Origin of the sequence: Natronoflexus pectinivorans (assembly GCF_004345615.1) — a bacterium.
GTDB classification, from domain to species: Bacteria; Bacteroidota; Bacteroidia; order Bacteroidales; family Marinilabiliaceae; genus Natronoflexus; species Natronoflexus pectinivorans.
On sequence record NZ_SLWK01000010.1, the window covers coordinates 67,431 to 93,818 of the forward strand.

A 26,388-nucleotide genomic window follows, 5' to 3' on the forward strand; every position below is an offset into this window, starting at 1 on the left:
AGGAAATTACATAAAAATGCCATCCGACAATTCGGATGGCATTTCTTTTATATCAAAATCTTTCCTTTTAAAAGATTCTTACAATAGAAATATACATAAGTACATCGTTTTCTAATAAAATTCTAATAATTCTCTAAAGACTCTCTAACGGTCTAAAGCATTCCAGCATCGTAGCTTTGTAGCCGAAAATAAAAACTTAGCTGGAAAGGAGGTGCGGAATGACTTACATGGAATTTGTAGCAAGATTAATGATTGCAGTATTATTGGGAGCAGTAATCGGATTTGAACGTCAATATCGTCAACGAAGTGCCGGGCTTCGCACCAATACACTGGTTAGTACGGGTGCTGCAATTTTCGTACTGCTTTCTGCAGCACTAACTTCATCCACCGAAACAGCTGATCCATCAAGGGTTGCCGGACAGATTGTTACCGGTATTGGCTTTCTTGGTGCCGGAGTGATAATGAAAGATGGATTTAATGTAAAAGGTCTGAATACAGCAGCTACAATCTGGTGTTCAGCCGCAGTAGGATCACTTGCCGGCGCAGGGTTGATTTTTGAATCCATGATATCTGCTACGGCAATAGTAGGAACCCATCTGATGCTGCGCCCACTTGGACGGAAACTTGAAAGCCGTCCATTTAGCTACGACGAACAGGTATCAACGCGATATATGTTTGAGGTAAGGTGCAAAGCGGAAGTAGAGAACCACATCAGGGTGCTGATGATGCAATTTATCAATCAGAATGAAGATCTTCAGTTAAGAACACTCAAGAGCCTTGACGATGAAAGCCCAACCAAGGCCGCAATTCAGGCTGAGATTGTGGCTACATCCAACAAAGATCAGGAAATGGAAAAGGCTGCGGGAAGACTGACCATTCTCCATGGCGTTACTTACGTCAGTTGGGAAATAATGGAACGACAATCAGATTAATGGATCACAAAAAGAGAGGCCAATGCAGGAAACTAAAGATATCATCAAATGGCAGGAGCAACTATCGAGCAGCGAACTCGACAGGGAGTTTCTGATGCCTATACTCCGAAAAATGCCGGACGCTGAGCTTGGGGAAATATTTCAGGGCTTAAGAAATGAAGATTTACTGGAGGTTTTGAGTCGTTTTACAAACGAAAGGCAGGGACTCATATTCGATGAGTTGGACATGTCCCGCAGACTTGATTTTTTCCAGCACGTCAGCAAAAAACGTTTTACTGTAATCTTTGAAAACATGCCTTCGGACAGCAGGGCAGACATGTTTCAGCACCTCACTCAACAGGAACAGGCAGAACTCATTCCATATCTGACTAAAAAAACACGCGAAGATGTGTTAAATCTGAGTGCTTACCCACCGGAAACAGCCGGAGGAATCATGAGCACGGATTTTGCCACCATTACCGAGGAATTGACATGCGAAGAAGCCATTAATAAAGTCAGAAAGGATGCACCTTCAAAAAAAATGGTTTACCACATTTATGTGGTAAACCATGACATGAAACTACTGGGCTTTGTAACCCTGAAAGACATTATTCTGGCAGAACCTCATCAAAAGGTGTCGAGCATCATACACAGAGAATACATCTTTTCACATGTAAATGAAGATCGGGAAAGAGTAGCTGTAAAAATTGAGAAATATGATCTTGTGGCCATTCCGGTAATCAACGACAGAGATCAGTTATTGGGGATAGTCCTTCAGGAAGATGCCATTGAAATCATCAGAGCTGAGCATACAGAGGACTTGGAGAAATTTATGGGAATTGTTCCCGGCAAAGAGATTCTAAATTATTCCCAAACTACCGTTTGGGGACATTTCAAAAAAAGGGTGGTTTGGCTCTCCTCTTTGGCCATTATTGGACTCATATCGGGAATCATCATTCACCATTATGAAGAGGCCATGTCAGCACTGATCATATTAGCTCTTTATATGCCAATGGTTGCTGATACCGGAGGAAATACCGGAAGCCAGGCAGCTACGGTTGTCATCAGAGCTTTGGCTCTGGGACAAATATCGTTACGAAACTGGGCATCAATAATATTTAAAGAGACCCGCATATCATTGCTCTTAGCAGTGGTTTTAGGTTTGATTGCTTTCGGAAAGATTCTTTTTCTTTCTTGGGAAACAGATGTACCGGAAATGTTCAGCCTCTTCTATCTGGCAACAGGCATTTCACTGGCCTTGAGTTTACAGGTGGTAACAGCTACCATTATCGGAGCAGCACTTCCTTTGGTTGTAAAAAGATTGGGAGGAGACCCGGCTGTTGCTGCCAGTCCGGCCATTACGACGGTAGTGGACATTACCGGATTATTGATATATTTTGGGATAGCAACATTATTCTTTTTTAGTTAGATAAACGATGAATTACGAAAAAGACGTAGAAATTATAGAGTATAAATTCAAGTTCAATGTTTTAGGTTTAAAGTATATGGTTCAGGGTTTATAGTTGATAATTGGTAACTGAAAATTGTTCACTGATAACTGAAAATTTAAAAAATATGACAACACAAAAAACCACCTCAAAGGCCGCCAGAAATCGAAATATTATATTGGGCGGCATCATATTAGTGATGGTACTAGCCATCATAATTCCGCAGTTTCGCTCAGAACCTGAACCGGAAACTGCTGGCATGCATTACCAACGGATTAATGATAATATCTTTATTCCGGAAGAATCCCCCATCCGTAAAAGCATCCGTATTGAAGCTGTAGCTCTGGACACCATTCGCAGTATGGTATCAGCTCCCGCTTCGGTGGAAGCTAATCCATCAAAGAGAGCAAACATTTTCCCTCCTTTTGGAGGTCGCATTGTTCAGCTATTTGTAAATATGGGGCAGAGCGTTACCACAGGAAAGGCACTGTTCGAACTCTATTCACCTGATATAGCTGAGGTGCAAACCGAATTCATAAGTGCCCGAAGTGCACTTAATCAGGCAGAACGAGATTTACGGCGCAAAGAGGATCTTCATGAACGAGGTATTACACCTTTAAGGGAACTTGAAGAGGCGCGAACAGAGTATGAAATTGCCCAAAGTGAAATGAACGGAGCGACAATGAAAATGCAGATATTGGGAATATCTGAGGATGAGATGGGCAAACCTCTCATTGTGAGATCACCAATAAACGGACGAGTTGTTGATTTAGCAGTTGCTCCCGGTGAGTTTATTGTTGAACCGGAAGAACCTCTGATGATTGTTGCGGATTTAAGTAACGTATGGGTTTCAGCCAGCATTCAGGAAAAAGATATTCGTTATGTGAAACCCGGAACTCTGGCAGAAGCTCGATTCCCAGCGTGGCCTGGAGATGTTTATGAAGGCACTGTACTTTTTGTTAGCGATATACTTGATGCGGAAACCCGCACTACACGTGTCCGGATTGAGTTCGAGAATGAAGATCGCAAACTCAAGCCCGGCATGTTTGCAACCGTAAGACTGCTTTCTGACCCAACTCCAAATTTAGTTATTGACCCCAGAGCCGTGTTACAGCGAAGGGACTACAGCTATGTATATGTGGAGCAAGCTCCATTTACCTTTGAAAAACGAAAAGTGGTTACAGGCCAAATGTTCGATGAAAAAATTGTCATACTAAGCGGACTTAACGAGGGCGAAATGGTAATTACACAAAATGCTGTGATGTTGCCATAAACGAAAAAAACAGAGAATTATGCTACTAGAAAACTTTATTCGATTTTGCTTGTCCCGTAGGGGAATTATGGCTGCCCTGTTCGTATTCCTGGCTATTTTCGGGTACTACTCATTTACAAGACTGGAAATTGATGCCTACCCAGATATAGCCGATGTCACATCAATGGTTGTAACACAATATCCAGGTCACGCCGCCGAAACTATTGAGGAGCAAGTAACCATTCCTATTGAAAGGGCTCTTAACGGAATGCCCGGACTCGTTGTTATGCGTTCAAAAAGCACCTTTGGACTGTCCATGATAACCCTGGTATTTGCCGATGGAATTGATGATTACTTTGCACGTCAGCTCATACGCGAAAGGCTTATTGAAGCAGAACTCCCCGAGGGGGCAGAACCTGAGCTGGAACCACTGACAAGTCCAACGGGGGAGATTTTCAGATATACCATTCACTCTGACATTTACTCCCAGAGAGAATTGCGGGAGTTGCAGGATTGGGTCATCATCCCGAAGTTGCGCGAGGTATTCGGTGTGGCCGAGGTGGTAACCCACGGTGGCGAAACCACTCAATTTCAGTGCGAAATTGACCCCGAAAAACTGCTAAAGTACAGCCTCTCCCTTGAAGATGTAATAGAAGCCGTTGAGGACAACAACTCAAATGCCGGAGGCGGCCGCGTTAACCGGGGAGATTTAGCCTATGTTATTCGAGGAATAGGCCTGGTACGCTCGCTTGAAGACTTGGGCAATGTGGTGGTTACGTCTATTGATGGAACTCCAATATTCCTGCGTGATCTGGGAGAACTCAAACTTGGAGCAATGGAACGCAACGGGATGCTGGGACGCGACGATGAAGACGACCTGGTGCAGGGAATTGTAGTATTGCTCAGACACATGGACCCATCTCCTGTTCTGGCCAATGTCAACAAAATGGTTGATGAACTCAACAATAAAATATTACCTGAAGGAGTACGGATAGATCCATACTACGACCGCACCGAACTCATACAACAAACCACTCGATCGGTTTCATTCACTCTGTTGCAGGGAATCGGTCTGGTGGTATTGATCCTACTCTTGTTTATGGGAAGTATCAGATCGGCATTAATTGTGGCTTGTGTAATCCCATTTGCCATGCTAATCTCTTTTGCCCTCATGTATCTTACCGACATTCCGGCTAACCTCTTATCCTTAGGAGCACTTAGCTTTGGGATTCTGGTTGATGCTGCCATTGTAATAGTAGAAGCATTACAGGCTAGGAGAGAGAAGAATCCGGATGAAACATTTACAGAAGAGCGTGTTGCAGAGAGTACTATCAGGGTAGGGAAACCCATATTTTTCGCGGTGCTCATCATCATTGCAGCTCACCTTCCGCTTTTTGCATTTGAAAGAATCGAAGCAAAATTCTTTATTCCCATGGCCTATACGGTTGCCTATGCTTTAGGCGGAGCTCTCTTGTTCTCTCTGGCTGTAATTCCCGCGTTAATGCTGTGGTCCTATAGGAATCCATCTAAAGTCTTTGTGAACAAACCACTGGAATGGCTAAAAGCCAGATACAATAAGATGATGACTTTCTTATTGAACTATCCACGTTACGCCATCATACCTGCTATTATTGCCATTCTTCTTACTGCTTTTACCTTCAATAGAATTGGGAAAGAGTTTTTACCTTACATTGACGAAGGTTCAATTTGGCTTCAGGTAAAAATGCCTGCAGGGATCTCCATGGAGAAAGGAGCCGAAATGGCAGCCGAACTTAGAAGGGTTGCGCGGGAGTTCCCTGAGGTAAAGCACATCGTCACCCAGCTGGGACGGAACGATGATGGTACGGATCCGTTTACCCCATCGCATATTGAGTCAATGGTAGTGCTTCATCCATACAACACATGGAATCCGAGGCGAAGCAAGCTCAAACTGATTGAAGAAATGGACAAACGCTTTCAGCAAATTCCGGGTATGTTTGTGGGTTTCTCACAGCCCATGATTGATGGCGTAAACGACAAAGTAGCAGGAGCGCACAGTGAATTGGTTGTAAAAGTTTTTGGCGATGATTTTGTGGAAACCCGCAGAATCGCCGAGGAAATTATTGATGTTCTCGAAACGGTTGAGGGTGCTGTCGACCTTGCCATCGACCAGGAGCCACCACTGCCGCAAATGCAGATAATGGTGGACAGAGATGCTGCCTCCCGGTTTGGGATTAATGTATCGCAAATTTCGGAACTGATTGAGGTAGGCATTGGAGGGCAACCGGTATCGGAGATTTTCCTCGGACAACGCCGGTATGATGTCATTCTGCGTTACCCTGAACATATGCGAAATACACCTGAGAAAATCGGGAACCTGCTGCTGACCTCTCCCGATGGTGCTTCCATAGCCCTTTCGCAGGTGGCGAACATTATAATGACGACGGGTGAAAGCACCATATCAAGAGAGATGAATCGCAGACACGCAACCGTGAAACTTAATTTGCGGGGGCGTGATTTCTCCCACTTCTTCAGGGAAGCACAGGCTGCCATTGAAGAGAGAGTAAAATACGACCAGGATTTATACACCACAGAATGGGGAGGTTTATTTGAGAATAAGGAGCGTGCCGAAGGCCGGGCTCTGGTAATACTGGCTATGGTTCTTGGAATTACATTTTTGCTGCTATACGCTGAATTCGGAACAGTAAGACATCCATCAATTATTTTGGCATCATTGCCTCTGGCTATTCTCGGCGGACTGGTTGCTCTCCAAACAAGGGGAATGACTGTAAACGTTGCAAGTACAGTGGGTTTCATCGCACTTTCCGGTTTGGCGGTGCAAAATGGAGTCATCCTGATCTCAAACATCAACCGAATAGTTAAGAAGAGAAGCAATGAACTGAAAGAATCAGTCATTGAGGGTGCAACTCAACGCTTACGTCCGGTGCTAATAACGGCAACCACCACCTTATTCGGTGTACTGCCAGCAGCTTACGCTTTCGGTGTGGGAAGTGACATCCAACGCCCGTTGACTACAGTAGTAATGGGCGGTTTGATTTCAGCAACCATTCTGACCATGATCATTTTGCCGGTCATATATTACCTGGTTGAAAAACGGTTTACAAGGTAACTAGATTTTTAGACCGATAGACAAGACAAAATAGAAAACCAGCCATTATAAAAAAAATAAACAGATGAGAATAAGAGCAATCTTTTTCATACTGATACTTCCTTTCTTTCTGGCTAATTCTCAGGAAAAAAGGGAGATGAATTTTGATGAATTCATGCAGTATGTGTTAACCAATAATCTGGAACTGATTATTGAGCAGTATGAAGTTACAGCTGCCACGGCAGCTGTAACGGCTGCCCGGATTTTTGAGGATCCAGAACTGGAGATGATTTTTCCCATGTTCAGAAGCGATGAGTTTGATGAAATGCCTCGCTCCATCGCATTTGAAATGGAAATCCCCATTGAGCTTTTCGGCAAACGCCGAAACCGCATACGATTGGCACGCATGGAACAATATGCAGCAGAAGCGGAGCTGGAAGATTTTCTACGTTACTTAAGGGCTGAAGCGGCAGAAGCCTTTATCGAATTACTCACAGAGCAAAAGAAATTGCAGCGCATGGAATTGACGCTACAACAGCTAAACCAGTTATTAGAAGTAAACAAAGCGCTGTACGAAGCCGGCGATATTGGGGAAGTTGACGTGATAAAGACACGTTTGGAAGCACGAAATTTCCATGCCGAACTGTTTGATGCACGCATGGAGTTATCTGAGATACTTTCAGGCATCCACTTCATGATGGGAGGCATCCCGGCCGATTCGTTAGTGCTTACAGGCGAAATGGTCTCCAGGCAAATTGCGGTAGATTACCCCTGGCTTCGAGAACAAGCCATTTCCCGACGCTCCGATGTAATAGCTGCTCAAAGATATGTTCAAGCCTCTGAAATCGGGATGAGGCTTGCGAGATCCGAACGCCTGCCAAACATATCAATTATAGCGGGGTATCATAACGAAACCGGACGTTCACCCATGCCGGGCATGTCTGCAACATATGGAGGGCTCATCATCCCTCTTCAGTTCTCAGGGTTAAACCGAGGCGAGTACCAAATGGCAACCGTTGCTTACGAACAGTCACAAACCATGCTTAGCGCCACCATTTTGGAAGTAGAGGCCGGCATAAAAAGAGCATGGGATAACCATCGCCTGCTTTCTCAAAAACGATTGCTTTTTGATGAAAGTATTCTCTCAGATGCAGAGAAAGTTCGCGATGCAGTTGTGTTCAGCTACCAACGAGGAGAAGTCAGTCTATTAGAGGTTTTAGAAGCTCAGAGTGCTTTAAATGAGACCTACATCAACTATTACGATACGCAGGCACAATACACCAATTCAATCATTGAACTCAGCCGTGAATCGGGTGAGTGGCTATTGGCATTTTGACCATCATAGAAACAAAAAGAGGCGATGTATGAATTTACATCGCCTCTTTTCAATATTAAAATCAATATTTTATTAAAACTACTTCAAATCAAATCTGTCCAAGTTCATCACTTTGTTCCATGCGGCAACAAAGTCCTTTACGAACTTCTCTTTGGCATCAGCACTTCCATAAACTTCAGCAAGTGATCTCAGTTCAGAGTTAGAACCAAAAATCAGATCCACACGCGTACCTGTCCACTTCACCTTACCTGTGGCGCGGTCGTGACCTTCAAAGACCTCCTTAGAATCGTCAATGGGTTTCCAAACCGTATTTAAATCAAGCAGATTCACAAAGAAATCATTGGTCAGAACTTCCGGAGATGCTGTAAATACGCCATGTTTTGAACCATCCCAATTGGTATTTAATACGCGCATACCTCCAACTAAAACAGTCATTTCAGGAGAAGTAAGAGTTAACAATTGAGCTTTATCGATGAGCAACTCCTCAGTTCTAACTGAATATTTCTTTTTCAGATAGTTCCGCCAACCGTCGGCAGCAGGTTCCAGAAAAGCAAATGATTCAACATCTGTTTGCTCAGCCGAAGCATCCATTCTACCGGGTGTAAACGGAACTTTTATATCCACGCCGGCAGCTTTGGCTGCTTTTTCTACGCCGGCGCATCCGGCAATGACTATTAAGTCGGCCAGGGAGACCTTTTTATCTCCTTTTTGGCTACCATTAAACTCTTCCTGAATAGCTTCCAATTTCTTAAGCACTTTTTTGAGCTGTGCCGGATTATTAACTTCCCAATCTTTTTGAGGAGCCAGTCTTATACGCGCCCCATTCGCTCCTCCACGCATATCGGAACCACGGAAAGTTGAAGCCGAGGCCCAAGCCGTTGAAACCAATTCTGAAACAGACAATCCAGCACCTAATACTTTGGTCTTTAATGACTCAACATCCTTTTCATCAACCAACTGATGATCCACAGCAGGTATGGGATCCTGCCACACGAACAGTTCTTTTGGTACTTCAGGACCAAGATAACGTGTCGTTGGCCCCATATCTCTGTGCGTCAACTTAAACCATGCCTTCGCAAAAGCATCAGCAAATTCGAGCGGATTTTCCCAAAAACGTCTCGAAATTTTCTCATATTCAGGATCAAACCGCAACGACAAGTCGGTGGTAAGCATTGTGGGATAATGCTTTTTAGAAGGATCATGTGCATCAGGAATCACTTTTCCTGCACCCTTGGCCTCCCATTGATAAGCCCCTGCCGGACTTTTGGTTAATTCCCAATCATATTTAAAAAGATTATCAAAAAAGTAGTAGCTCCATTTAGCCGGAGTTTGAGTCCATGTAACTTCAATTCCGCTGGTTATGGTATCACCACCTTTTCCGGTTCCAAAAGTACTTTTCCAACCCAACCCTTGCTCTTCTATATCGGCAGCTTCTGGTTCTTTACCAACATGGGCAGCATCGCCTGCACCATGAGTTTTGCCGAAAGTGTGGCCTCCGGCAATCAAGGCGACAGTCTCTTCGTCATTCATGGCCATCCTTGCAAACGTATTACGAATATCTTTTGCAGCAGCCACCGGATCGGGCTTTCCTCCAGGTCCTTCTGGATTTACGTAAATAAGCCCCATCTGAACTGCCGCCAAAGGGTTTTCACCTTTTTTCAGATCCAGATCTCGGTCGTCGTCAGCAAGCCACTCCGCTTCAGACCCCCAATAGACATCCTCTTCAGGCTCCCAAACATCTGCTCGGCCTCCGGCAAATCCCAAAGTTTTGAATCCCATGGATTCAAGCGCCACATTACCGGCCAAAATCATAAGATCAGCCCAGGATATTTTTTGCCCATATTTCTGTTTAATGGGCCATAACAATCGGCGAGCCTTATCCAGGTTCACATTATCAGGCCAACTGTTTAGTGGAGCAAAACGTTGCTGACCTGTTCCTCCTCCACCACGTCCGTCTCCTGTCCGGTATGTTCCTGCACTGTGCCATGCCATCCGGATAAAAAGAGGGCCATAATGGCCAAAATCTGCAGGCCACCACTCCTGTGAATCAGTCATTAATTTATGTAAATCCTTTTTAAGCCCTGCATAATCCAGCTTCTGAAACTCTTTTGCATAATCAAACTCCTGACCCATCGGATTTGACAAAGAAGAGTTTTGTCTCAAAAGATTCAACTTTAACTGATTGGGCCACCAATCACGATTTTTCGTTCCTGAAGCACCAACGGTATGCTTTCCGGTTGCCCCGGTGACAGGGCACTTACTTACTTTTTTTGAATTATCTTCCATCTTTCAAATTTTATGTAATTATAAATTGATTACTGGTAAAATTCCTTCTCGAAATTTAAACAAAAAAGACGAAAAGTCATACGCACATTTAATAATACTTCTCTGCTTTAACACAAAAATTCCTATACAAGTTAGTGATAATTTGTCGTGATTTTCAAGAATATCTCATAAAATAATCATATAACACATAGGTTAAATCTATTAAATTCAATCTGATTCATACCTGTCTTGACTGAAATAAATCAACAACAAAGGTGATAATCTGAACCATTTTAACACCAAAAAGGAATGTCGATTTAGCTTAAACGGCTATATCTATCACTTGTCAAATAATTTTATAGTATCTACTTTAGCAAAAAATATGTTCTGAAGCATAATAATGCTGATGCATGCAAGGCAAGAAAAAGAAACGACAGTGCAAACTTTATGGAATTTTTGTTTTGCCACCCCACGAAAAAGAAAAGTCAAAGCACATTGCATACATTGGCAAGCCCCACGAGTTGACGCTAAAACCCAAGCTTACCAAAGAATGCAATTCTTTTTAACCCACACTTGGAGGATAGTGTTAATAAAAATCTGAAATAATATCTCGCAAAAAGAGATGTTTTATAAAACTCTTATTTATTTTTGACGGAAACTGATTCATAAATAATGAATAGAATAAAAGAAGTATTAGAAGAAAAAGGAATTAAACAAAAGTGGCTTGCTGAGAAACTGGATAAAAGCTACAATATGGTTAATTCTTATGTGCAAAACAGAAAGCAACCCAGAATTGAGGTGCTTTACGAAATTGCAGAGATACTTGGCGTTAGCGTAAAAGATTTATTAATTGACAACGACCCCTCGACTTCGCTCAGGGCAAACACTACAAAGGATAAGTAATGGATAACGAGCAAAAAATAACCACAGATATTAAAGTGCCGAACAAAAACATGGAAGTGTTAAAAAAGCACTTCGGTCAATGCTTTGACAAAAACGGAAACTTTGATATAGAGAAGTTCAAACAAGAACTTTCTGAAAATGAAATTGACTTTTACAAAGAAAGTTACGGATTAGATTGGCTCGGAAAATCATATGCTCGTATTTTGGCAAGCGATGAAGCTACAACTTTACTAAAAGAGGATGAAGAGCACAACCAAAAGGACGAAAACAAAGATTCTCAAAACCTATTGATAAAAGGTGACAACTTGGAAGTGCTGAAACACTTATCAAACGCCTACTACGAAAAGATTAAAATGATATACATTGACCCACCTTACAATACAGGGAGTGATGGATTTGTATATCAGGATAACCGCAAATTTACTATCGACGAATTAAAGCAGCTTGCTGGTGTTGATGAAGAAAAAGCAAAAAGAATTCTTGACTTTACTCAAAGTAAAAGTAATTCACATTCTGCATGGTTAACTTTTATGTATCCTCGATTATATATTGCAAAACAACTTTTAAAAGACGATGGGCTAATTTTTATTTCCATAGATGATAATGAAGTGGCTCAACTCCGACTGCTAATGGATGAAGTTTTTGGGGAAGAAAATTTTGTAGGTAATTTAATATGGTTAAATCAAGAAGGTGGTGGTGGTTCAGATAGTAAACATTTTAGATTGAAACATGAGTATATTTTATGTTTTTCTAATAATGTTGATGAACTTCTAATCAATGGTGTTGAAATTAGTAATCTCGAAAGATATACACAATCAGATAAATATGAAAACCAAAGGGGCAAGTACTATCTTCAAAAATTAGGGATGGGATCTATTCAATATTCAAGTTCATTGGATTATGAAATCACAATGCCGGATGGAATAAAAATAAAACCAGCTGATAATAATAATGGTAAAAAAGCTTGTTGGAGGTGGTCAAAAGAAAAGTATAATTGGGGGTTAAAAAATGATTTTATTGAATTTAAAAAAGATAGAGAGAAACAGTGGCAAGTATATACAAAACAATATTTAAAATGTGATAACGAAGGAAATTTTATTGAAAGACAAAATAGACCAACAGGAGTTATAGAGAAGTTCTCAAGCACTCAAGCAAGTAAGAAAATTCAAGAGTTATTTAGTGGTAATAAAATTTTTAGTTATCCAAAACCATATGACCTTATTTCATATTTAATTTCTCTTTCGGCTAGTGAAAAAAACGACATTATCCTTGATTTTTTCGCCGGCTCTGGTACCACAGGCGATGCAGTTATGCAACTTAATGCAGAAGATGGCGGCAACCGAAATTTTATACTTGTTCAGCTCCCTGAGCCAATAGATAAAAAGAAAAGCAAAACAGCCTACGATTTTGTTAAAGACGAATTGAAAATCTCTGAACCAACTATTTTTGAAATCACAAAAGAAAGACTTATTCGAGCTTCAAAGAAAATTAAAGAAGAAACAATTACATCAAAAATAGCAAATAAAGAAAAAGAAATAACCGAACTAAACGGCAAGTTGGATTTAGACAACAAAGATGAAAAGATTCAACAACTTAAAACAGAAATTGAAAACCTTAAAAATCAGGATTTAGGTTTCCGAATTTTTGAAACTACACCAATTTGGGATGATTACGGTTTTGAAGCCGATGAACTAAATCCGCAATTGAAAATCTTTGATGAAAGTACTCTTTCCGAAGAAGATATTAAAGCCTTGTTAATTACCTGGAAAACTTATGATGGCATAACTTTAACGGAGCCGTTAATAGAACTTGATTTTGGTGGATATATAGGTTATTTCGCAGATAAAAAGCTTTACCTTATGGACAAAGGTTTTTCAACTGAAAATTTAAAAAACTTATTGGAGAAAATCGACACCGATAAAGAGTTTAACCCAACCTCAATAGTTGCCTTTGGTTATAATTTCGACAGTAAAAATCTCAGAGAGATTTCTGAAAACATAAAATCGTATGCCAACTAAAAGAATATTGATATTGACTTTATAACCCGATACTAAAATGAAACACGAGATAATACATAGGCTAACATCCAATTTCGAGGATTTTGCACACAAAACCGAAGAAGGTATTGAGTTTTGGCTGGCACGCGACCTTCAGCATCTTTTAGGCTACGGAAAATGGGACAATTTCCAGAACGTAATCAGCAAAGCAAAAACTGCATGTGAAATATCGGAACAAGAAATTTCAGACCATTTTGCCGACGTCGGGAAAATGGTTGAAATTGGTTCGGGGGCAAAAAAGGAAATTGATGATATAATGCTTACCCGTTATGCTTGTTACCTTATTGCTCAAAATGGCGACCCTCGAAAACAAGAAATTGCGTTTGCCCAAACCTATTTTGCCGTTCAAACGCGCAAAGCTGAAATTATTGAACAGCGAATGTTAGAATTTGAGCGGCTCCAGGCAAGAAAGAAACTTTCAGAAACTGAAAAAGAACTGTCAAAAGTAATTTTTGAGCAAACTGGTGGAAACCAAAACTTTGCTATAATCCGCAGTTAAGGCGATGCTGCTCTTTTCAACAAAACCACGCAACAGATGAAAAACAAGTGGGGAATTAAAAACAAACCACTTGCCGATTTTATGCCTACCATTTTACTTAAAGCCAAAGATTTTGCTACTGAAATAACCATTTTTAATGCTAAGGACAAAAGGATGCAAACCGAAGGGCAAATATCAAATGAACATATTACAAACAATAAAACAGTTAGGAAAACCCTTATTTCCAGAGGAATTACTCCTGAAAACCTTCCACCGGAAGAAGATGTAAAAAAAGTGGAACGCAAATTAATGTCAGAAGAGAAAAAGACTTTGAAAAATAAAGACAAGTTTAACAGTCAAGGTGAAGGCGAATGAAAGGATTTAACTTTGAAAAGAACCTGAATCATCAGACACAAGCTGTAAACAGCACTGTGGCTGTATTTGAACACCTTGAAGCAATCAGTCCTGTTGGTGTAGATAAAAACTGTATTAATCCTGTTTTGAATAGAGAAGAGCCGTGGCGTAGATTTTCAGATAACATCTTAAAGATTCAAAACTCCAATAGAATCCCAGTTAAATATTCGGGAAGCAACATCCTTGATATAATGATGGAAACAGGTACAGGAAAAACCTATACCTATGCAAAAACCATTTTTGAACTCAATAAAAACTTCGGGATATTTAAATTTGTCGTAATTGTTCCTACACTTTCGATTAAAGCGGGTACAATTGACTTTCTAAAATCAGAAAGTTCAAGAGAACACTTTAAAGAACAATATGGTAAAACCATCCATTTGCATATTGTAGAAAGTAAAAAGGGCAATAAAAAAAGCAGTAAATCTTTCGTTCCACCTTCTGTAAACAGCTTTGTTACCTCAGGTAATTTTGAAAAAAATAGCATACAGGTACTGGTAATTAATGCAGGGATGATTAATTCCGATTCTATGCAAAAAAGTTTTGATAAAGGACTTTTTGACAAATACACCATTCCATTTGATGCTATTGGTGCTGTTAATCCATTCGTTATAATTGACGAACCGCATAAATTTGCACAATCCAATAAAACTTGGGAAAATATTCAAAAGATGAATCCCCAGTATATTTTGCGTTATGGTGCCACTTTTCAAGAAAATGAAAATCTGATTTATACCCTTTCCGCAGTTGATTCATTCAATAAAAATTTGGTAAAAGGTGTAATCGGACATATTACGGAATTTGAGAATGGTAAAAATGCCATTGTAAAATTGCTTGACACAGATGGGAATGAAGCAAGTTTTGAGCTTATTGAGAGCGGGAAAAGAAAAACAGTAAAGCTTGTAAAAAAGGAAAGTCTGCATAAAGTTCATTCTGAAATGAACGATTTGGTAATTGAAAACCTCAATAAAACAAAGGTTGTATTATCAAATGGCTTGGAATTAAAAAAAGGCGATAAAATCAACCCTTTCTCTTATGCACAGACTTTACAAGAGATAATGCTTCAAAAAGCGGTCAAGCATCATTTTGAAATTGAAAAAGAATTTCTGACACGCGATGTAAAAATAAAGCCGTTGACTTTATTTTTTATTGACAACATTGAAGAATACAGAAATCAAAGCGGTTATTTAAAAACTACAATAGAACAATTAGTTGAAGCAGAAATAAAACAACTTCTCAAAACTGAAAAGGACGAATTTTATAAAGCTTATTTGGAAAAAACATTATTAGATATTCCTAAAACCCATGCTGGTTACTTTTCAAAAGACAACTCAGAAAAAGATGAAGCGATTGAGCAAGAAGTAAACGAGATTTTGCACGATAAACAAGCAATGCTTGATTTGGAAAACCCAAGACGTTTTATTTTCTCAAAATGGACTTTGCGCGAGGGGTGGGATAATCCAAATGTATTTCAAATATGCAAATTACGAAGTAGTGGAAGTGAAATATCAAAACTTCAGGAAGTTGGTCGTGGACTTCGTTTGCCTGTAAATGAATACGGCAACAGGGTTAAAGACGAGCAATTTTATTTGAATTATTTTGTTGATTTTACAGAAAGTGATTTTGTTGATAGTCTTGTGAGTGAAATAAACGAAAAATCAGGTGCGATTTCGATTGAAAAAGAACCTGAGAAATTGACCGATAACATTATCAAAAAGATTTGTGAAGTCTACGAAACAACCGAGGATGATTTACTTGAAGTTCTTGATGATAATAACGTAATCAACCGTTCCAATAATTTTAAAGAGGGTGGGTTTAATTATATAAAGAAAAACTATCCATTGATATTTGAAGGTGTAGGCTCTAACAAGGTTCGTAAAGCAACAGATACAAAAAAACAAGTTACTGTAAGAACAGAAAAATACCAGGAATTAAAAAACCTTTGGGAAAAACTTAATGAAAAGGTTATTCTTGAATACAAATTTGACAAGGAAGCAACCTTTCAATCATTACTAACAGACTTTTTCAAAGCTCAAAAGAAAAACTTTTCGATTGAAGGTCTTAAACAACGAAAAGCAAAGATTGAAATTGAAAACGAACAAGCAATTGCAAGCGAAGAAATTTCCGTGCTTGATAATGAAGTTACTCCTGTTTCAACAATGAAATACAGTGACTTTATTAAGGAATTATCAAAGACACTCAATATAAATCTCAAAACGATTCATCAATCGCTAATCGATTCTAATATTGAAATAAACCAATATTTAAACACATCGTCAATCAGGATTATAAAACAGAATTTTGATAACTACTTAATGTTTAATGCAATTGATAAATTCAGCATTGAATACAAAAAGGTTTCAAATAGTATTCATCCAACAAAAATTACAGACTCCGAAGGAAAAATATTGTCTGAAATTCCAGCCTCAGATGTAGGTGTGCTATATTCAGATTCAGATGTGGCTAATAATTATTTCTTTGATGAATTGTTTTATGATTCAGAATTAGAGAAAACAAATATTGAAACAGAAATTAAGGAAGTTGTTGTATTCACCAAGATTCCTAAAAACTCAATCAAAATTCCTGTAGCAGGTGGAAAAAGTTATTCGCCTGACTTTGCTTACGTTCTAAACTTTGACAATGGAGACAAAAAGCTTCATTTCATCGTAGAGACTAAAAATGTAAATGGAGAAGATAGTTTGCGCGAAGAAGAAAAACAAAAGATTAGACACGCTGAGAAGTTCTTCAACGGAAACATCAAGATTGATTTTAAAACACAATTCAGTAATAAAAAGATAGTTGATTTGATAAAAGAGATAACAATAAAAGAATAGTTGGCATGAAAGCCCATGCTTCGCAGTCATATACATTCGCACGTCGCACAAACCAAAGCTTATAAAAGAGTATGCCTGCCCAAACGCACGAAAAGATTGCCGACCCAAAAACAAAAATTAGCACAAAACCAAAGCGTAAGCAATTGAATTCAATCTAATACCAACTTACAACATCATTTATAACAATACTCGTAATAAACAAACCGATGAGAAAATTACTACTTCCAACCCTCGCCCTTATATTGTGTTTCTCCGGCTGTCGTCAGGCAACCCAGGAAAAATCATATGACACCCTCCTCTTTCAACTTTTAGGAGATCGGATGACACCAGAGGCTCTATGGTCATTTGGTCGGCTGGGCAATGTTTCAGTCTCACCGGATAAAAGCACCATTGCCTACACAATCACTTATCCTCATATAGAACAAAATCGTTTTTTTACAGACATTTACACCGTATCTGTTAATGGAGGAGATCCCGTGAGAATCACCTCCACTTCAATCAATGAGTCGCAAGTAAGCTGGCGTCCGGATGGGGAAAAAATAAACTTCGTAAGCAACGAGTCTGGTTCATCACAGTTATGGGAAATCAATGCCGACGGCTCAGGCCGTCGACAGGTTTCTGATGCGGATGGAGGTATTTCAGGATATTTATTCTCTCCCGACTTAAAACATATCGCCTTCATAAAAAGAGTAAAACTTGACAAGTCTGTCAGCGATATTCACCCTGATTTACCCCATGCCAATGCAAGGATTGATGATGACTTAATGTATCGCCATTGGGACACATGGCACGACCAGCATTATCGCCACATTTTTATTGCCCCATACAAATCAGGGCAATTGGTTCGAAAAGGGAAGGATATTATGGAAGGAGAGAGATTTGATTCACCAATGAAGCCATTTGGTGGAATGGAGCAAATCGCCTGGACACCATGCGGCACAAAACTAGCTTACACATGTAAAAAACTTTCCGGACGTGATTACGCATTTTCAACAAATTCTGATATATACCTATTCGATTTAACCAACGAAACCACCATAAACCTGACTGAAGGACTGCCGGGTTATGATAAAAATCCAAAATTCTCAACAGATGGCAGATTGATGCTGTGGGAAAGCATGGAGAGAGATGGATACGAATCTGATAAAAATCGCCTGATGGTGATGGATATGGAAACCGGAGAATTTGCTGATTTCTCTATAGGTTTTGACCACAATGTTTCAGGACCGGCATGGGATGAAACAGGAGAATTTGTCTGGTTTGTGTCAAGCATTGGCGGTACTGAACAGGTTTATCTTATGGATTTAGCAGATGGAGCAATTCATCAAATAACCGAAGGTAAGCACAACTTCAGAGGGGTTCAACAAGTTGGAGAACAACTAATAGCCAGTCGTGAAAGTATGAGCAGCCCGGCCGATCTTTATAGGATTGACCTACGTGATGGAACCACCATTAATTTAACCAACATAAACACCCATATTCTGAACCAAATTAACATGGGTTCCGTTGAAGAGAGATGGGTTACAACCACCGACAACAAAGAGATGTTGGTTTGGGTGATATATCCTCCGAATTTTGATCCGGAGAAAAAATATCCGGCCATACTATATTGCCAGGGAGGCCCCCAGGGAGCCCTTAGCCAGTTCTGGAGCTACCGTTGGAATTTCCAAATGATGGCTGCAAACGATTACATTGTGGTTGCACCTAATCGGCGGGGAATGCCGGGACATGGCACCGAGTGGAATGAGCAGATCAGTGGCGATTGGGGAGGACAGAACCTTCTCGACTACCTGAGTGCCATTGATGCCTTGGCTAAAGAACCTTTTGTAGATGAAAGCCGCTTAGGTGCTGTTGGTGCAAGCTACGGTGGTTACTCGGTGTTTTGGTTAGCAGGGAACCACGAAGGCCGCTTCAGTGCATTTATTTCGCATTGTGGCGTTTTCAATCTGGATATGATGTACACCAATACCGAAGAGATGTTCTTTGTTGAATGGGATTTAGACGGCTCCTACTGGGAGCAACCTGACAACAGATACGACTACTCCCCACACCTTTTTGTAGAGAATTGGGATACGCCAATGCTGGTTATTCACGGAGCAAAAGACTTCCGGGTTCCTTATTCACAAGGAATGGGAGCATTTAATGCAGCCAGAATTCTCGATTTACCGGCGCGTTTCCTCTTCTTCCCCGAAGAGAACCATTGGGTGCTATCGCCTCAAAACGGAATTCTATGGCAAAGAGAATTTGCCGGTTGGCTTGATGAGTGGCTGAAGTAGCAAGGAACACTGGATATTGTAAACTAATTTTTGTAATTTGTGTTTAATAGTTTGATACGGTTCTTGTTCATTGAACCAATTATGAAAATATTTAAACCGGAATATTATGAAAATTCACAAATTTAAGTGGTCAGGTTTATTACTATTGATCATCATCCTATTTTCGGCATGCAGAGCTGAAACAGATACTGCCGTTATATCGGAAAGAGAAAGTCTGTATGGATTTGATGAAACAGTTGAATTAATAAGACAAAATGCGCTGGATGCAGGTTGGACAATTCCAATTGTTCACGATATGCAACTCAACCTGCAAAATGCAGGAGTTGCCATTTTACCCGCCAAAATAATTGAACTTTGTAATGCAGGACATGCTGCAGAGTTGCTCCAGGCAGATCGTACAAAATTCAATTTGGCTGTTTTACCTTGCAGGGTAGCTATATACCAAAAAGAAGATGGAAAGACATATGTCTCATGGAAAGACTATGCACTCTTTTCTCATTTGGAACACAGCATCAGCAAACCCGCTTTTCGTTTAATCCAGGCTGACATGGAAGAGATTATATCACCCGTTTTTAATTGATTCATTAGGCGATATGAAGGTTCTCTCATTTTTTACCAATGAATTTAGTTTTACCCCGGGAGAAAAAAATCATGAATCAGCATCTGACAGTGAGCCACAGGCTCACTACAGCGGTTGCATCACCGCCTTTATCCAGGTAGAAGAAGATGATGAAAAGCTGGATGTAAAAAGCCGGGAGAAGAAATTAACCAATCATCTTAAATGGGTGGCACGTAAAAATGCCACCCATAACATTGTACTTCATTCATTTGCTCATCTGTCATCTTCAAAAGCGTCCATTGAATTCACAAAACAGATTTTTGATGCCACGCAAAAACGCCTTGAAAACGGAGGCTTTACTGTTGCTCAAACTCCTTTTGGGTGCTTTTTGAATCTAAAAATGGATGCACCGGGATATTCTATGGCCAGAATCTGGGCTGAGCTGTGATGTTATTATTTTTAAAATGAATAGATTTGTAGTTTAAATAACTTAGAAACGAAAATACACTTTGTGTAATTTAGTAAAACCAATAGGTTTTACTAAAATGGAAAGTTAAAAGAAAGCCAATTAACAGGGTATGCTTAAATACGAGATTCACCCGGATTATCCGGAAATAGAAGAAATAATTCCAATACTTCAGGAGACCTTTTCAAATTCAGGTACCACCATATACAAAATAAGAAATGAAGTAAAAATCATCGATTTTAATGGCAAAAAACTTTGCATAAAATCATTTGGCAAACCAAACATCATCAACTATTTCGTTTACTCTTTTATCCGTGCATCCAAAGCCAAAAGAAGTTACAAAAACGCTCTAACTTTTCTAAAACATGGCATTTCAACCCCCCAGCCGTTAGGTTACGCTGAATATTACAATAAAAAAGGCTTTTTAGTCAACAGTTACTACATTTCCATATATGAAGCACACGACTTCTCAATGGAAGGAGTCTTTCAAAAACAACCGGCAGACAAAATTTCTATCATCCGGCAATTCGCAGAGTTTGTATACAAAAAAATTCATAAACAGGGATTTCTACATCTTGACTTTGGTGGAAATAACATCCTGGTGAAAAACAACAACGGAATATATGAATTCTCAATCATCGATTTAAACAGATTAAAATCCAACAAAATCATATCGGTTAAAGAAGGTTTATACAACCTGAAACGATTAAATGGCGATCCGGACGACATCGCTCTTCTTTCTTCGAATTATGCCGAAGTACGGGGGAGTGACCCCACCGAAGCAGCTCTTCTCTCAAGTCGGTTTAGAGACAATTACCACCGAAACAGAGCTTTCAGACGTTGGCTATTTAAGCCCGTAAAAAAGTTCTTCATGGTTAAATAACAACCCGATATTAGAACTATTTTATGCGTTGGATTTATCTGGTAGTAATTCTGATTCTGGTTTGTGAACCCGCGAGGACGCAACCACCTGCTGAGATCATAAAAAGCCACCCCGAACCGGGAGAAGGCATATGGAGTTTTTTGCGTCGACACCAACTTTCCCCAGCTGAGTATTTTGATGAATTTATACAATTAAACGAAGGCAAATTTACCGATGAAGGGGGACTCTTGGCACATCACGCCTATTATGTACCAACCAAAATCACCAATTGGATTGAGCCCTTGTTTGGTAAATCACACCAAAATCTAACCCTGATTGATGAAACCTTAAAAGGTGCTGTATTTTTTCTGGTTAGTGGACATGGAGGTCCCGATCCGGGCGCAATTGGCAGGTATGGTGAGCATCTTTTGTACGAAGATGAATATGCCTATGATATTACACTTCGTTTGGCTAAAAACCTGATGCAAAGTGGGGCAAAAGTTCATGTGATTGTTCAGGATCCTTACAACGGCATTCGAAACGAAGCCATTCTGATGCCAGATCAAAATGAAACAGTAATGGGTAAACCCATACCGCTGGATCAGATTGAGCGATTAAAACAACGTGCTACTGCTATTAATCAACTTTGGGAAAAAGAGACAGCCTCCTATCAGCGTGTGATTGAGATTCACCTTGATAGCCGTGGAAATAATCAGCAGTTGGATGTATTCTTTTATCATCATCCTCAAAGCAAAACTGGAAGGGAAATGGCAGAGACTCTTCGCCGCACTTTTGAGAGTAACTACCGAAAGCATCAGCCCAACAGGGGATTTAGCGGAACTGTATCACCCAGAAATCTCTATATGCTGAGATACACGCAACCTGTTGCCGTATTTGTAGAACTGGGAAATATACGTAACTTTCGCGACCAACAAAGATTTATCTTAGAAAGCAACCGTCAGGCTTTGGCAAATTGGCTGACTGCCGGAATAATTGAAGATTTTCAAAATTCAAAATAAACAGTTAAAATGAAACCAACACTATTGATTTTGGCTGCCGGAATGGGCAGCCGTTACGGAGGATTAAAACAAATGGACGAACTAGGTCCCTCTGGCGAATCCATCATAGATTATTCAGTATTTGACGCAATCAGAGCTGGATTCGGAAAAGTCGTATTTGTAATTCGGGAAGACTTTGCAGATGCATTTAAAGAGCGGTTTGAACCTCGATTAAAAGGAAAAATCGAAACCGAGTATGTTTTTCAAAGTCTTGATAAAATACCTGCCGGTTTTTCCATACCTGAAGGCCGCGAAAAGCCTTGGGGAACAGGTCATGCCATGTTAATGGCCAAGGATGTGATAAATACTCCCTTTGCCATCATCAATGCCGATGATTTTTACGGCCAAAAAGCCTATCAACAGGCAGTTGAATTCATCGCCAGAAGCACACGAGATAACGAATATGCAATGATTGGTTACGCTCTTAAAAATACCTTGTCTGATTACGGAACGGTATCAAGAGGAATATGTGGTTCGGATGCAGACAGCAACCTGACAGAAGTGACCGAAAGGACGAAAATTGGAAAAGAGGGAGACAAAGTGTTTTTCTATGAGGAAGATCAGAAAGGAGAACTGGATCCTGAGGCACCGGTTTCAATGAATTTCTGGATATTTAAACCCGAGTTTTTTGGTCATCTAGAGGAAGGTTTCAAACAGTTCCTTAAGGAAAAAGGCCATGAAATGAAATCTGAATTTTATTTTAATATTCAGGCCGACAACATGGTTAAAGCAGAAGTAGCTTCTGTTAAGATTATTAGCACTCCATCCAAATGGTTTGGCGTCACCTATCAGGAAGACAAACCGTTGGTTAAAAAATCATTACAGGATCTTCACAGCAATGGTGATTATCCAAATAATTTATGGTCTTAATAAACAGACCACATAGAGAATATTAGACAGTCTCATAAAAAATCGATTTCAACCACAAAGGTGTTATATTTTTTCAAACAAAACGCCTTTGTGGCTATAGATTCATTTGAGATAAAAAAACACACCAAATCATTCTCCATTCTTCTGGTAATAAAGGCATAAATGCTTCAATCCGCATTCATTGCATTTTGGCTTTCGGGCCAGACATACATAGCGTCCATGAAGGATAAGCCAATGATGAGCAACGGCAAGCAGTTCTTCGGGGATATATTTTACCAATTGTTTTTCAGTCTCCAATGGCGTTTTGGCATTGCGTGTCAGCCCTAAACGTGCTGACACTCTAAAAACATGAGTATCTACAGCCAGTGCTGGTTTGTCATACACAACAGATGCAATCACATTGGCGGTTTTCCTACCCACACCGGGAAGTTTCTGTAAATCATTCACCTCCGAGGGTACTACACTGTTAAATTCCCCAACAAGTTTTTGAGCCATTCCAACCAGACTTTTGCTTTTATTATTGGGATAGCTACACGATTTTATATATTCAAAAACCTCTGAAATTTCTGCACTTGCTAACACTTCTGCTGTTGGAAAACGCTCAAAAAACGGAGGTGTAATCTGATTAACCCTTTTATCTGTGCATTGCGCCGATAAAATGACTGCTACAAGCAGTTCATAAGGATTGGAATAATGAAGTTCCGTTTCTGCAACAGGCATTTTCTCTTTAAACCACTCAATAATCAACTTAAAACGTTCGCTTATTCTCATCCATTAAAAATTTACAATAAACCTTAGCTATGCACTCTATGGTTCAGATCAAATAAACAATAAAAGACTTAACGCCATCACCAACATCCCTCCAAACAAACCATATACAGGAAGGTGATGCTCTCCATACTCTCTTGCAGCCGGTAGAAGTTCGTCAAAACTTATGAAAACCATAATTCCTGCAACTGATGCAAAAATGATCCCGAACAGCATTGGCCCCATAAAAGGCATCAGTAACAAAAAGCCGATCAAGGCACCAACCGGCTCAGCCAGACCTGATAAAAAACTGTACTTAAAAGCTTTTCGACGACTTCCTGTCGCATAAAATATAGGTACTGAAATGGCAATTCCTTCAGGAATATTATGAATAGCTATGGCAAATGCAATGGCAATCCCCAGGTTTGGATCATGCAGAGCTGCGGTAAATGTGGCAAGCCCCTCTGGAAGATTGTGTATTGCGATGGCTAACCCGGTCATAAGTCCCATACGCATCAATTTCTTCTCCTTCTTTTTTTGAGCACGCTGCTCTTCGGTCATATTCTCAATCAGATTTACCTCATGGGGGTTCTCCTTTTGCGGAATAAACTTATCTATTAATGCAATCAGCAACATCCCTCCAAAAAAAGAAGCAACGGTGATCCAAGTACCGGGTTTTTCACCCAGATGACCAATCAACTCCTCCTTAGCCTTGAAAAAGATCTCAACAAATGAAACATATATCATTACGCCGGCCGAAAAACCAAGTGCCACTGATAAGAACTTTGTGTTCGTTCGTTTTGCAAAAAAAGCCATAGCGCTACCAATTCCGGTTGACAGACCGGCAAATAATGTCAAAGCAAATGCAAACAAAATAGCTTGTGTATCCATTCTCAGATTATAATTAAACTTTCAGAATACAAATATAAAAACATATCCTTCACCACTCTTATCATGGAAATTTTTATTGAAAAATCTGTTATTTAACCCTTAATTAACGAACAATTAATGCCCTACCATGGTTAAAATGATTACTTTTGATCTAATAAAACCTTTTAAAATAAACCAGCATGAACAAGTTATCAGTTCTATTTTACCTTTTAGTTGCCATTTCATTCAATATCTATGCAGAAGAAGATAAGGCAACCTACATCAACGAAAACCGTTACGAAGTAAAAGAAATTAAGCCGGTTCAATTCAGTGAAACACCCAAAAACATCATATTGTTTATTGGCGACGGTATGGGTATCTCCCATTTGACAGCAGCATACACAGCCAACGGAGGAAATCTATACATGCAATACCTTCGCCACATTGGCTTAATCACCACTCACAGTGCCAATAATTATGTTACCGATTCGGCAGCAGGTGGTTCAGCCATTGCCACCGGACAAAAAGTTACCGATGGAACCGTAGCTCTTGATCAGGACGGGATAGCCATCCCAACCATTCTCCAAATCAGTGATCAGCACGGGAAAGCAACGGGTTTGGTGGCAACTTCGTCTATTACCCATGCCACCCCTGCATCTTTTATTGCACATCAACCTTCAAGAAACATGAAGGAGGAGATTGCTGAAGATTTTCTGAAAACCGATATTGATATATTTATTGGTGGCGGACTGCAACATTTTACTCAGCGCGAAGATGGACGTGACCTTACTGAAGACCTAAAAGAAAAAGGATATTCGGTTTTTACTTGTCTGGATGAAGCAACAGAATTGACATCCGGCCCGGCTGCAATTTTTACTGCTCCGCGCCACAACAGCATCTATCATGAAAGAGGCGATATGCTCCCCAGAGCCACAAAAAAAGCCATTCAGGTGCTGAGTCAGAATGAAAATGGGTTCTTCATGATGATTGAAGGCTCTCAAATTGATTGGGGTGGCCATAACAATGATACCGGATACATCATTGGTGAAATGCTTGACATGGATAGAGCTGTTGGTGTTGCGTTAGAGTTTGCAGCTAAAAATGGCGAAACGTTGGTAATTGTCACTTCCGACCATGAAACAGGCGGCATGGCTCTGCACGGCGGAGATTATGAAAAGGGATCTGTTACTGCAGGTTATACAAGCGGTAATCACACAGGCAGCATGGTGCCGGTAATGGCTTTTGGCCCCGGTGCTGAGGAGTTTATTGGAATTTATGACAACACTGACCTGTTTTATAAAATGATTAACCTTTTTGGATTCTAATAAACCTATGCCTTCTGAGAGTAATATAGTTTATCACTAAAATATAAAGTAAGACAGAGAGAGAGTTATAGCATATCGCTATAACTCTCTTTTTGTTTTGTGCAAAAATTTAGTGATCGTTGTGATTAAATACTTTAAAGAGCTAATGATTCAACCGGTTATTTGTGGTTACATTAGAAACAAGTCGTCTCTTTCCCAGACTATGTCTGCTTTTTAATGATAATCATATGTATTAGATTTATCACTTCGCTCGAAATGACAGGCTGTTACGTTGTATGAAAAGAGGGGGTAATGGCGGCTTCGCCTCCATCACCCCCTCTCTCGTCTTGCCCTCCTGAAAGTTTTGTCATTTCGAGCAGAACGAAAAAT

Annotated in this window: 20 protein-coding genes; 17 read left to right on the forward strand and 3 right to left on the reverse strand. The window is 40.0% G+C overall.

The window, feature by feature from the left end:
- Positions 1 to 218: 218 nt before the first annotated feature.
- The 5 genes from EV194_RS12605 to EV194_RS12625 all read left to right on the forward strand — a co-directional run bounded on the left by EV194_RS12605 (position 219) and on the right by EV194_RS12625 (position 8,035).
- Positions 219 to 932: an MgtC/SapB family protein gene (locus EV194_RS12605; protein WP_132434399.1), complete on the forward strand. Its 714-nt coding sequence runs from the start codon at positions 219 to 221 to the stop codon at positions 930 to 932.
- A 22-nt stretch (positions 933 to 954) separates the two neighbouring features.
- Complete coding sequence (gene mgtE, locus EV194_RS12610) at positions 955 to 2,340, forward strand: magnesium transporter (RefSeq protein WP_132434400.1); 1,386 nt, start codon at positions 955 to 957, stop codon at positions 2,338 to 2,340.
- A 146-nt stretch (positions 2,341 to 2,486) separates the two neighbouring features.
- Entirely contained in the window at positions 2,487 to 3,632 is a 1,146-nt protein-coding gene (locus EV194_RS12615) for an efflux RND transporter periplasmic adaptor subunit (RefSeq protein WP_132434401.1), read from the forward strand.
- Positions 3,633 to 3,651: 19 nt separating this feature from the next.
- Positions 3,652 to 6,720 (forward strand): efflux RND transporter permease subunit, encoded by a 3,069-nt coding sequence (locus tag EV194_RS12620; RefSeq protein ID WP_132434402.1) that lies wholly within the window; start codon positions 3,652 to 3,654, stop codon positions 6,718 to 6,720.
- A gap of 64 nt (positions 6,721 to 6,784) precedes the next feature.
- A complete protein-coding gene (locus EV194_RS12625) occupies positions 6,785 to 8,035 on the forward strand; it encodes a TolC family protein (protein WP_132434403.1) in 1,251 nt (416 codons plus the stop codon).
- A 78-nt stretch (positions 8,036 to 8,113) separates the two neighbouring features.
- Here EV194_RS12625 and katG read toward each other — a convergent pair whose 3' ends face one another.
- On the reverse strand, positions 8,114 to 10,321 hold the full coding sequence (katG, locus tag EV194_RS12630) for a catalase/peroxidase HPI (RefSeq protein WP_132434404.1): 2,208 nt from the start codon (positions 10,319 to 10,321) through the stop codon (positions 8,114 to 8,116).
- Between the two features lie 651 nt (positions 10,322 to 10,972).
- On the opposite strand from katG, the gene EV194_RS12635 reads away from it, so the two are divergent.
- The 11 genes from EV194_RS12635 to EV194_RS12680 all read left to right on the forward strand — a co-directional run bounded on the left by EV194_RS12635 (position 10,973) and on the right by EV194_RS12680 (position 23,077).
- Positions 10,973 to 11,203: a helix-turn-helix transcriptional regulator gene (locus EV194_RS12635; protein WP_132434405.1), complete on the forward strand. Its 231-nt coding sequence runs from the start codon at positions 10,973 to 10,975 to the stop codon at positions 11,201 to 11,203.
- Positions 11,203 to 13,221, forward strand: a complete 2,019-nt coding sequence (locus EV194_RS12640; RefSeq protein ID WP_132434406.1) for a site-specific DNA-methyltransferase — start codon at positions 11,203 to 11,205, stop codon at positions 13,219 to 13,221. The genes EV194_RS12635 and EV194_RS12640 overlap by 1 nt, the downstream gene beginning before the upstream one ends.
- Positions 13,222 to 13,258: 37 nt before the next feature.
- Positions 13,259 to 13,759: a DNA damage-inducible protein D gene (dinD, locus tag EV194_RS17025; protein WP_207916039.1), complete on the forward strand. Its 501-nt coding sequence runs from the start codon at positions 13,259 to 13,261 to the stop codon at positions 13,757 to 13,759.
- A 36-nt stretch (positions 13,760 to 13,795) separates the two neighbouring features.
- Positions 13,796 to 14,113 carry a hypothetical protein gene (locus tag EV194_RS17030; RefSeq protein WP_207916040.1) on the forward strand — a complete coding sequence of 106 codons (318 nt, stop codon included), beginning with the start codon at positions 13,796 to 13,798 and terminating at the stop codon, positions 14,111 to 14,113.
- Positions 14,110 to 16,986, forward strand: coding sequence for a type III restriction-modification system endonuclease (locus EV194_RS12650; protein ID WP_132434407.1), 2,877 nt, complete (start codon positions 14,110 to 14,112; stop codon positions 16,984 to 16,986). Before EV194_RS17030 ends, EV194_RS12650 begins: the two co-directional genes overlap by 4 nt.
- Positions 16,987 to 17,192: 206 nt before the next feature.
- Complete coding sequence (locus EV194_RS12655; protein ID WP_132434408.1) at positions 17,193 to 19,262, forward strand: S9 family peptidase; 2,070 nt, start codon at positions 17,193 to 17,195, stop codon at positions 19,260 to 19,262.
- A gap of 106 nt (positions 19,263 to 19,368) precedes the next feature.
- Positions 19,369 to 19,842 (forward strand): DUF302 domain-containing protein, encoded by a 474-nt coding sequence (locus tag EV194_RS12660; RefSeq protein ID WP_132434409.1) that lies wholly within the window; start codon positions 19,369 to 19,371, stop codon positions 19,840 to 19,842.
- Positions 19,843 to 19,855: 13 nt separating this feature from the next.
- The gene (locus EV194_RS12665) at positions 19,856 to 20,269 is read left to right on the forward strand and encodes a threonyl-tRNA synthetase editing domain-containing protein (protein ID WP_132434410.1); all 414 of its coding nucleotides are present in this window, start codon (positions 19,856 to 19,858) and stop codon (positions 20,267 to 20,269) included.
- A 130-nt stretch (positions 20,270 to 20,399) separates the two neighbouring features.
- A complete protein-coding gene (locus tag EV194_RS12670) occupies positions 20,400 to 21,170 on the forward strand; it encodes a lipopolysaccharide kinase InaA family protein (protein WP_132434411.1) in 771 nt (256 codons plus the stop codon).
- Positions 21,171 to 21,193: 23 nt separating this feature from the next.
- Positions 21,194 to 22,168, forward strand: a complete 975-nt coding sequence (locus tag EV194_RS12675; protein ID WP_132434412.1) for an N-acetylmuramoyl-L-alanine amidase family protein — start codon at positions 21,194 to 21,196, stop codon at positions 22,166 to 22,168.
- A gap of 9 nt (positions 22,169 to 22,177) precedes the next feature.
- Complete coding sequence (locus EV194_RS12680; protein WP_132434413.1) at positions 22,178 to 23,077, forward strand: nucleotidyltransferase family protein; 900 nt, start codon at positions 22,178 to 22,180, stop codon at positions 23,075 to 23,077.
- Between the two features lie 129 nt (positions 23,078 to 23,206).
- On the opposite strand, the gene nth is transcribed toward EV194_RS12680, so the two are convergent.
- On the reverse strand, positions 23,207 to 23,848 hold the full coding sequence (gene nth, locus EV194_RS12685) for an endonuclease III (protein ID WP_132434414.1): 642 nt from the start codon (positions 23,846 to 23,848) through the stop codon (positions 23,207 to 23,209).
- 48 nt (positions 23,849 to 23,896) lie between these two features.
- A complete protein-coding gene (gene zupT / locus EV194_RS12690) occupies positions 23,897 to 24,715 on the reverse strand; it encodes a zinc transporter ZupT (RefSeq protein ID WP_132434415.1) in 819 nt (272 codons plus the stop codon).
- 179 nt (positions 24,716 to 24,894) lie between these two features.
- On the opposite strand from zupT, the gene EV194_RS12695 reads away from it, so the two are divergent.
- Positions 24,895 to 26,019: an alkaline phosphatase gene (locus EV194_RS12695; RefSeq protein WP_132434416.1), complete on the forward strand. Its 1,125-nt coding sequence runs from the start codon at positions 24,895 to 24,897 to the stop codon at positions 26,017 to 26,019.
- Positions 26,020 to 26,388 lie beyond the last annotated feature (369 nt).